Raw genomic sequence first — 8,643 nt, 5'->3', positions numbered from 1 at the left:
AGCCGAATTCACGATTTTTAAAAAATCCATTTCATAAAAAATAATTTTTGATGCCAATTTCTTATTTTTTAGGTTTTGTTTTTTCTTCATGAATAATGCAGGCTAAGTCTTCAAGCTTTTTCCACTCAGTTAATAGGCTTGATGTTTGGCTGTAGCCTATTCGTTCCTGTTTTTCATACCAACCTTCGGTGCGTACCGCTAATGCTTTGTTGTACACCAAGCGAACACACCCCATTGTCCGTCGCAAAAGGTTTTCTTGCGAGGGGGTTGGGTAAAACCTGAATCGATAGGCACGTTCTGTCATGTGTCACAGTTTAACACACTATTTGTGAGAATGCTATACTAAAAGAGTAAAGCCGTCCTACAAGCGGTCGGATGAGGCGGAATTTACTTCCGCATCTCAGACCGACCAAGAGAGGACGGGGTTTCTACCCAATTTTTCGATGACCAGCGATCCCATATTTTGGCTTAGTTGCTCTCTTATTTTAATGGCAGTCAGTCTAACGGCAGTTTTAATCGCAGCTATCCCTGTCTTACAAGAAATAGCCAGGGCTGCCCGTAGTGCCGATAAATTGTTTAATACTCTGCATAAAGAATTCCCCCCCACTTTACACTCTATTCGCCTCACAGGGCTAGAAATCACCGAATTAACCGATGAGATCGATAGTGGTGTCAAAAGTGCCTCAGATGTGGTTAAACAAGTGGATAATCGTCTTAATCAAACTCAAACACAGATTAAAAACGTCCAAACCCAAAGCCGTCGCTTACTGCGAGGGTTTCAGGTGGGTTGGAAAACCTGGAGTCGTTCTTCTTCAAGAACCCCAGAAAAAGATCAATTTTAACTAATTGTGAAATAATCATGAGACAATTATGATAAGATTATGAAAAATACCTATTAATTTTCATAATATTTATGTTCTATTCAAGGAGCATTACCCTGACCCTGAGTTTAATATTAGGGGTGGGTTTAATTGCTTGTAGTTCTAGTGAAGTTGCTGATCCTTCTAGGCAAACAGACAACAGCCAACCCACAGAGTTAGCGGCCGATAATCAAGGAAAAAAGAAAGTATTAACCACTTTCACGGTTCTAGCAGACATCGCTCAAAACGTAGCGGGGGATAAATTAGACGTACAATCAATTACTCGTATTGGTGCAGAAATACACGGTTATGAGCCAACCCCTAGCGATATTACCAAAGCCCAAGACGCTGACCTAATTTTATATAATGGCATGAATTTGGAGCGTTGGTTTGAGAAGTTTTTAGGCAATGTTCAAGACGTACCCTCCGTGATATTAACAGAAGGGATCGAACCCATAGCCATCGCAGAAGGTCCCTACGCAGACAAACCCAACCCCCACGCTTGGATGTCTCCCAAAAATGCTTTAGTCTATGTAGAGAATATTCGTCAAGCATTTGTAGAACTAGATCCCGATAATGCTGAGACATACAACGCCAATGCTGCGGCTTATAGTGACAAGCTTAAAGCCATTGACGAAGCATTACAAAGTGATCTCGAACAACTTACCGAAAATCAGCGATATTTAGTAAGTTGCGAGGGTGCATTTTCATATTTAGCCCGTGACTATAACTTAAAAGAGATATATATCTGGCCCATCAATGCAGAACAACAGTTTACCCCCAAACAGGTAAAAACCGTCATTGATAAAGTCAAAAGCAATCAAGTTCCCACTATTTTTTGTGAAAGTACCGTCAGCGACGAAGGACAAAAACAAGTGGCCAAAACCACCGGCGCGAGGTTTGGAGGCAACCTTTACGTTGACTCCCTTTCCACCGAAGAAGGCCCAGTCCCCACCTTTTTAGACTTACTAGAATACGATGCGCGGGTTATCTCCAATGGGTTACTCGCTGGTACTAAAACGCAATAACCTGAGTTCGGAGTTCGGAGTTGAGTTTTTTTAAATAAGAAAATAAACATTTGAGACTCCTAATTTTGACAAGTTATTGATAAATTTCCTTAACTCTGATCTCAACGCAATAGTTTTTAATCATCTTTTCTGCCAACCATAGATAATGTCTTTCCCAAAATCATAATTCCGAACTCCTAACTCCGAACTCTGACCACAACGCAATAGTTTTTCATCATCTTCCTTGCCAACCATTTGAACACACCATCATGTTAGCAACCACTCAATCTCTCGATATCAGCATAGATAACCTCACTGTTACCTACAACAACGCTAAACTCGCCTTATATAACGCCAGTTGCACAGTAGAAGCCGGTTCTATTACCGCTTTAGTCGGTCCCAATGGTTGCGGTAAGTCCACCCTGTTTAAATCAATCATGGGGTTTCTCTCTCCCAGTCAAGGACAGGTTTTGGTGGGAGGAACTTCCGTCAAAAAAGCCCAGAAACGGCAATGGATGGCCTATGTACCCCAAGCAGACGAAGTAGACTGGAATTTTCCTGTTAGTGTCTTTGAGGTGGTAATGATGGGACGTTATGGTTATATGAACCTGTTACGCATTCCCAGTGCGAAAGATAAGAGAATTGTGATGGAAAGTTTAGAAAGAGTGGGGATGAGTGAGTTTCGTCATCGTCAGATCGGGGAACTATCTGGAGGGCAGAAAAAACGGGCGTTTTTAGCTAGGGCCTTGGCGCAAGAAGGTAAAGTTATTTTGTTGGATGAACCGTTTACCGGGGTAGATGTGAAGACAGAAAAACGTATTATCGATCTGATGATTCAGTTAAGAGAAGAAGGACACACTATTTTAGTTTCTACCCATGATTTGATGTCTATTTCTACCTTCTGCGATCGCACTATTCTCCTCAATCAAACTATTTTAGCTTCTGGTACTACTGAAGAAACTTTTACCGAAGAAAACTTAGAAATGACCTTTGGAGGATTGCCTTTAATAATTAATAATTAACAATTAATAATTAACAATTGTCATTGCGAGGTAAATGCTTGAATTATTTAATACTAACTAATATTTTGAACTGGTTTACTGAACCTTTGCAATATGGTTTTTTGGTGCAAGCTATTTGGGTAAGTGCCTTTGTTGGTTTAGTTTGTGCGGTACTTTCTTGTTATATTACCCTCAAAGGTTGGTCACTGATGGGAGATGCTATTTCCCACGCGGTTGTACCTGGGGTAGTGATAGCTTATGCCATGAATATACCGTTTGCGATCGGAGCATTTTTATTCGGTTTTGGAGCAACTGTTGCTATTGGTTATATTAAGTCTAATACTCGACTAAAAGAAGATGCAGTGATCGGCATTGTTTTTACAGGATTTTTTGCTTTTGGGTTAGTTCTAGTTACAAAAATTCCTAGTAATATTGATTTATTTCATATTCTTTTTGGTAATGTTTTGGGTATTTCTACACTAGACATTATTCAAACTTTAATCGCCGGAATTATTACCTTAGTTGTTATTCTTTTACGACGTAAAGATTTACTGTTATTTTGTTTCGATCCTAACCATGCGAAAGCTATTGGTTTGAATACTCAAATGATGTATTATACCTTGCTTTGTGTCTTAGCTTTAACTATTGTAGCGGCCTTACAAACCGCCGGCATTATTTTAGTTATTTCTATGTTAGTAACTCCTGGCTCTATTGGCTATTTATTAAGCGATCGCTTTGATTATATGTTAATTATTTCTGTGGTTAGTAGTGTTTTTTCCTGTGTCTTTGGAACTTATATAAGTTATCATCTGGATGTTTCTACAGGAGGCAGCATCGTAGTTTTATTAACATTATTATTTGTCATAGCTATGATTTTTGCCCCTAAATATGGTATCTTAGTTCAACAGTTTAAAAAACACACCAATCAAGAATTGGATCAGTTAGTTAAACGTTAAACTTTATATAGTAATCAGTAATGATATGTGAAAAGCTACAGTATATCAGGACATAATACTTTATGTCCCTACAAATGCGTCCTTGTAGGGGTTTAACACTGTTAAACCCAGAAAGGTTATTTTTTCACAACTGAAACCTAACTTCTATGGTTAACTATCAATATTAAATAGGTTGTATCAATGAAACTAAATCAGATTAGAAAATGGCATAGTACCTTAGCACCTATTGTAATGCTTCCCTTGATGATGACTGTATCTACGGGAGTTATTTATCGTCTTTCTAAAGATTGGTTTGGACTATCAAGAGATCAAGTACATTTTTTAATGAGTATTCATGAAGGAGAATATTTAGGACATACTTTAGAACCTTTTTATGTATTATTTAATGGTTTGGGTGTTGTTTGGATGTTAGTTACAGGAGGAGTTATGGTGTTCCAAAACCTAAAAAGAAGTTTTCAAAAAATGTAGAATGTAGAATAATTCAGAAGACTAAATACAATATATTTCTAACTATTATACTCTAAAAAAAATTAGAGTTTATATAATAGCAAAAAGTATTAAACTTTGCTTATTTTCTTGATCAATTTTCCTAGAAATAACTACACAATGTTATTCTAAACGACGTACCAGTCCCGTAAACCCTGCTACCCATAATGAACTTAGAAACCATCCCATCACAATATGAAACCATAAATACCAGCGTAATAGACTGCCTGTATTTAGTGGAATAGTTATTATGAGGAAGTTGATATTATCTCCCTTATTAGCATTAGGAAGCCAATAATCTTGTTGATGAAAATTAATAATTGGCACAAAAGCATCAACAGAATACATTAAAGCATTAAATTTTGGATAATTTATTGAAAGTTCTTGAAAATCTGAATTATTTCCCAAGATATTTTTATACTTTGGATAATTGTCTAAAATCTCTTCATCACTGGTATGATTAAAAGGCTCAATGTTATTAGATGGAGTCATTAAATTGTTTGAGTCTCCACATGAAAAACAAAAGAATCCAACCAAGATCAAAGGCGTTATATACCAGAATACACGCTTAGGTTTGTATCCGTGAGCAATAGTTCTATTGAGAATACGAAGCCATAGCCGACGCAAATGACTGTAATCGCCATATTTACGGAGATCGTTTTGTTTAGCAATTAATATATCTACAGCTTTGTTCTTATATCCACTCAACAGAAGCACTTTTGCTAATTGTTCGTATGGTTGGGGAGAAAAATCTTGAGAAAGATTTTGACGACGTATCCATTCAAGTCGTGATTTTCCTGAGTTACTTTTAGATAGAACATTATTATTAATCGTCTCATATACTAATCCTTCCAGAAACAGGTTATTTTGTTCAGGCCAACTATCTGGGTCATCTTCAAGAATATCTATTTTGGCAAAACTCAGATCAAGTACCATATTTTCAGGATTTTTTATTTTGCGCAAGGAAAAAGTTCCATTAATACGTGCATTGAAAAATCTCACTATTCCTGTAGCTTGGAAACCATCACTTAAGAGGACATAACCGTTAATTATAGTAAGTTCAGCATTAATTACTAAATTGCTCTTATATAAAATCTCAAAAAGCTTAAACAATAGCTTAAGCCATCTAATATCAATTATGGGTCTTTTTTTAAAAAAAGTCCAAGTAAGAGGTGCATACTTCGATGGTAAGTATAATTTTTGAAACTGACTATTAATACATTGAAGATTGCCTTCAATAGTAGCTGAATAAAATGAGACTTCTCCATCAGCTTTAAAACCATCAGACAAGAAAACATCGAACTTAATCTGTGCTTGTTCAGCATAGATAGCATATTCTTTATAGTTCTTAAAGATACCTTTTCTACAGTCAAGACTTCCCTCAATAGTAGCTCCATAAAAACAGACTTGTCCGTTGGCTTGAAAACCATCTCTCAAAAATATATTGCTTTTAATATGTGCATTCTGAGCAAAAATTGCATATTCACTTGAAGCGATATAAGACTGCGAAAAATCAAGAAGTTTAACCCTTGCACACCTAAGTTTTATTCCCTGTGAAAAGTAACACCTACGAAAAATCAAAGGAACATCAAGATCAATAAAATCTAAATCAAGACAACCATCAATTTTTGCTCCAGTAATACTAATTCCTTTATGAGTTAAACATTCAATAGCTTCTTTATCTGTACAAAGCCAAATAATAACATCAATATTAGGACTTCTTTTTTGACCCCAAGTATATCCTTTTTGTGGGTCATTTTCTGTCTGATCGCGAGAAAGATAATCTGCTTCTTCACCTTCTGCGACCTTTCTAAGAAGTTTAAGTTCAGCTTCAGATAAATATAGATAATTTTTTCTAGCTAATTTTATTAATTCTTCTGCTTTGGTTCCCATTTTTTCGCAATTTTTAAAATTTTATTTTTATATTATATGACATCAGTTTAATTAGTTATTGTTAAATTTTGTAGCAATTTTGTGCGGTGGGCAAGTATTTTATTTGTTTTATCAGTTTAAATAATTCTTGAACTTGCCCACCCTACGATTGTTAGAGAAAAAAATGTAGAATTTAGAAACATCAAAATCCTAAATTCTACATTGTCTCTATTTCTTTTTTTCTCCTTTTTCCGCTTTTTCCTCTTCGTTTTCATCTCCTTGGGAAATAGCAAAGCTTAAAGATCCCAACTCTAATTTTTCACGTACTTGTTGTTCAATAGTTTCAGCAATTTTGGGATTTTCTTCTAAATATTTGACTGCATTATCTCTCCCTTGAGAAATATTGTCCCCGTTGTAACTATACCAAGCACCTTTACGAACAACCACATCACATTGTTCCGCTAAATCTAACATACAGCCCATTTGAGAGATTCCCTTGCCGAAAATGATATCAAATTCAGAAATACGGAACGGAGGAGCAACTTTATTTTTAGCAACTTTTACCTTGGCACGGATTCCATATTCCCCCTCACTACCTTTTTTCAGAGTTTGAATACGACGAATATCTAAACGCACCGAAGCATAAAATTTCAGTGCCGTTCCCCCAGTAGTAACTTCCGGACTACCATAAGTGACCCCAATTTTTTGCCGTAACTGGTTTAGGAAAATGACCACACACCCTGATTTACCGATGTTTCCAGCAATTTTACGCAAGGCTTTACTCATTAAACGAGCCTGTAAACCTACTTGAGTATCCCCCATTTCCCCTTCAATTTCTGCACGGGGAACCAAAGCAGCAACAGAGTCAATCACCACTACATCCACCGCCGCCGATCGCACTAATTGATCAACGATTTCTAAAGCAGATTCCCCAGTATCTGGTTGCGCCACTAATAAGTTATCAATATCTACTCCCAAAGCCGAGGAATAAGTAGGATCTAAAGCGTGTTCCGCATCCACAAAGGCAGCCACACCCCCTGCTTTTTGTACCTCTGCGATCGCATGAAGGGCTAAAGTAGTTTTCCCAGAACTTTCTGGCCCGTAAATTTCGACAATTCTTCCCATAGGCAGCCCACCCCCCAAAGCTAAATCTAAGGTTAAAGCCCCAGTAGAAATGGTTTCTACCTTCATCCTGGCTGCGTCTCCCAGACGCATGATGGAACCTTTACCGAAATTTCGCTCAATTTGGTTGAGAACTAAGCCTAATGCCTTTTCTTTATCTGGATTGTTCGTAATTGCAGCCATTAATCCCTCTATCCTAATTCTTACACAACAATAGCAGTACAAAAGTATTAAGTTTATTATAGCCTGTTTTGCTGATAATAACTGTCACGGTGACAATTTTTTTTATACACCCTGTTTTCCAGGGTAACATTTAGATTAAGATTAGTAAGAGGGAATATTTACGGTTATTTTTGCCGATTATTACTCAATTAGCTAAAATTAACAACAATTTGCCCAGTTATCTGTTTAATAAAACGTGACAATAATTATTGCTGGCGATCGCAGTGGCACAGGAAAGACCACTATTACCTTAGCACTACTCGCTTTTTTGAGACAAAAATCCGCCAAGGTGCAATCTTTTAAAGTGGGGCCAGATTATATTGACCCCATGTTTCATAGTTATATCACAGGTCGTCCCTGCCGTAATTTAGACCCCATTCTTACCTCTGTCAGTTATGTTAAATCCTGTTTTGCTAAACATACTCAAGGGGTTGACTATGCCGTTATTGAAGGGGTGATGGGTTTATTTGATGGGGTTCCTTTTAAGGAGGCAGAAGGCAGGGGGCAGGAGGCAGAAGGTGCAAAAGAAAGTTTATGTCAAGATTATGGAAGTACGGCGCATATTGCCAGAATTTTAGAGATTCCTGTGGTGTTAGTTCTTGATTGTAGTCGTTTATCGGGATCGGTAGCTGCGATCGCTTATGGATACAAATTTCTTGATCCCAATATTAACCTTGTGGGAGTCATTTTAAATAGGGTAGGAAGCGATCGCCATTTAACCTTACTGAAAAACGCTCTTAAACCCCTTAATATTGAAATTTTCGGAGTAATTAATCGTCAAGAAGCCTTAACCATAGCTGATCGCCATTTAGGTTTAGTCCCGACCCAGGAACTCCCAGAATTAGATCATTTCTTTGATAGATTAGCCCATTTAGCCCAAACTTGTTTTAACTGGGAACAACTCCTACCCTACCTCACCCAGTCTCTTCGTCCCCCCGTCTCCCCGTCCCCCCCTCACCCAGTCTCCCCGTCCCCCAGTCTCCCCGTCAAACTCCAAGGATAATTTTTCTCTAAAAATTTAATCTGTCTTTAAAGCTGCGATCGCTTCTTTTATTTGTCCCTGATTTGGTTTGTCTTCTTCGCAGACTTCAAAGGTTTTTTGAGAAGCTGTTGGCCA

The 8,643-nt window shown here is 37.4% G+C and carries 7 protein-coding genes and 2 pseudogenes; 6 read left to right on the top strand and 3 right to left on the bottom strand.

The features are described 5' to 3' along the window. Positions 1 to 103: 103 nt before the first annotated feature. A pseudogene (locus QNJ66_RS24520) lies at positions 104 to 304 on the bottom strand (helix-turn-helix domain-containing protein); the annotation flags it as partial. Positions 305 to 443: 139 nt separating this feature from the next. On the opposite strand from QNJ66_RS24520, the gene QNJ66_RS24515 reads away from it, so the two are divergent. From QNJ66_RS24515 to QNJ66_RS24495, 5 genes are all read left to right on the top strand, one after another. Next, entirely contained in the window at positions 444 to 842 is a 399-nt protein-coding gene (locus QNJ66_RS24515) for a DUF948 domain-containing protein (RefSeq protein ID WP_366146320.1), read from the top strand. A 71-nt stretch (positions 843 to 913) separates the two neighbouring features. After that, a complete protein-coding gene (locus QNJ66_RS24510; protein ID WP_300511276.1) occupies positions 914 to 1,888 on the top strand; it encodes a metal ABC transporter substrate-binding protein in 975 nt (324 codons plus the stop codon). 248 nt (positions 1,889 to 2,136) lie between these two features. After that, complete coding sequence (locus tag QNJ66_RS24505; protein ID WP_300511275.1) at positions 2,137 to 2,889, top strand: metal ABC transporter ATP-binding protein; 753 nt, start codon at positions 2,137 to 2,139, stop codon at positions 2,887 to 2,889. Positions 2,890 to 2,927: 38 nt separating this feature from the next. Continuing rightward, positions 2,928 to 3,824, top strand: a complete 897-nt coding sequence (locus tag QNJ66_RS24500; protein WP_300511274.1) for a metal ABC transporter permease — start codon at positions 2,928 to 2,930, stop codon at positions 3,822 to 3,824. 180 nt (positions 3,825 to 4,004) lie between these two features. Beyond that, positions 4,005 to 4,292, top strand: a complete 288-nt coding sequence (locus tag QNJ66_RS24495; protein ID WP_300511273.1) for a PepSY domain-containing protein — start codon at positions 4,005 to 4,007, stop codon at positions 4,290 to 4,292. A gap of 141 nt (positions 4,293 to 4,433) precedes the next feature. Here QNJ66_RS24495 and QNJ66_RS24490 read toward each other — a convergent pair whose 3' ends face one another. Next, positions 4,434 to 6,203: a hypothetical protein gene (locus tag QNJ66_RS24490; RefSeq protein WP_300511272.1), complete on the bottom strand. Its 1,770-nt coding sequence runs from the start codon at positions 6,201 to 6,203 to the stop codon at positions 4,434 to 4,436. A gap of 207 nt (positions 6,204 to 6,410) precedes the next feature. Then, a complete protein-coding gene (gene recA / locus QNJ66_RS24485; protein WP_300511270.1) occupies positions 6,411 to 7,487 on the bottom strand; it encodes a recombinase RecA in 1,077 nt (358 codons plus the stop codon). Between the two features lie 241 nt (positions 7,488 to 7,728). Between recA and QNJ66_RS24480 the strand changes: the two are divergent. Beyond that, positions 7,729 to 8,445: pseudogene (locus QNJ66_RS24480) on the top strand (cobyrinate a,c-diamide synthase); the annotation flags it as partial. Positions 8,446 to 8,643: the final 198 nt, after the last annotated feature.

Source organism: Crocosphaera sp., from assembly GCF_030064895.1.
Taxonomy (GTDB): Bacteria; Cyanobacteriota; Cyanobacteriia; order Cyanobacteriales; family Microcystaceae; genus Crocosphaera.
The sequence above is the reverse complement of the archived record's forward strand: the minus strand, read 5'-3'. Positions and strand labels throughout refer to the sequence as shown.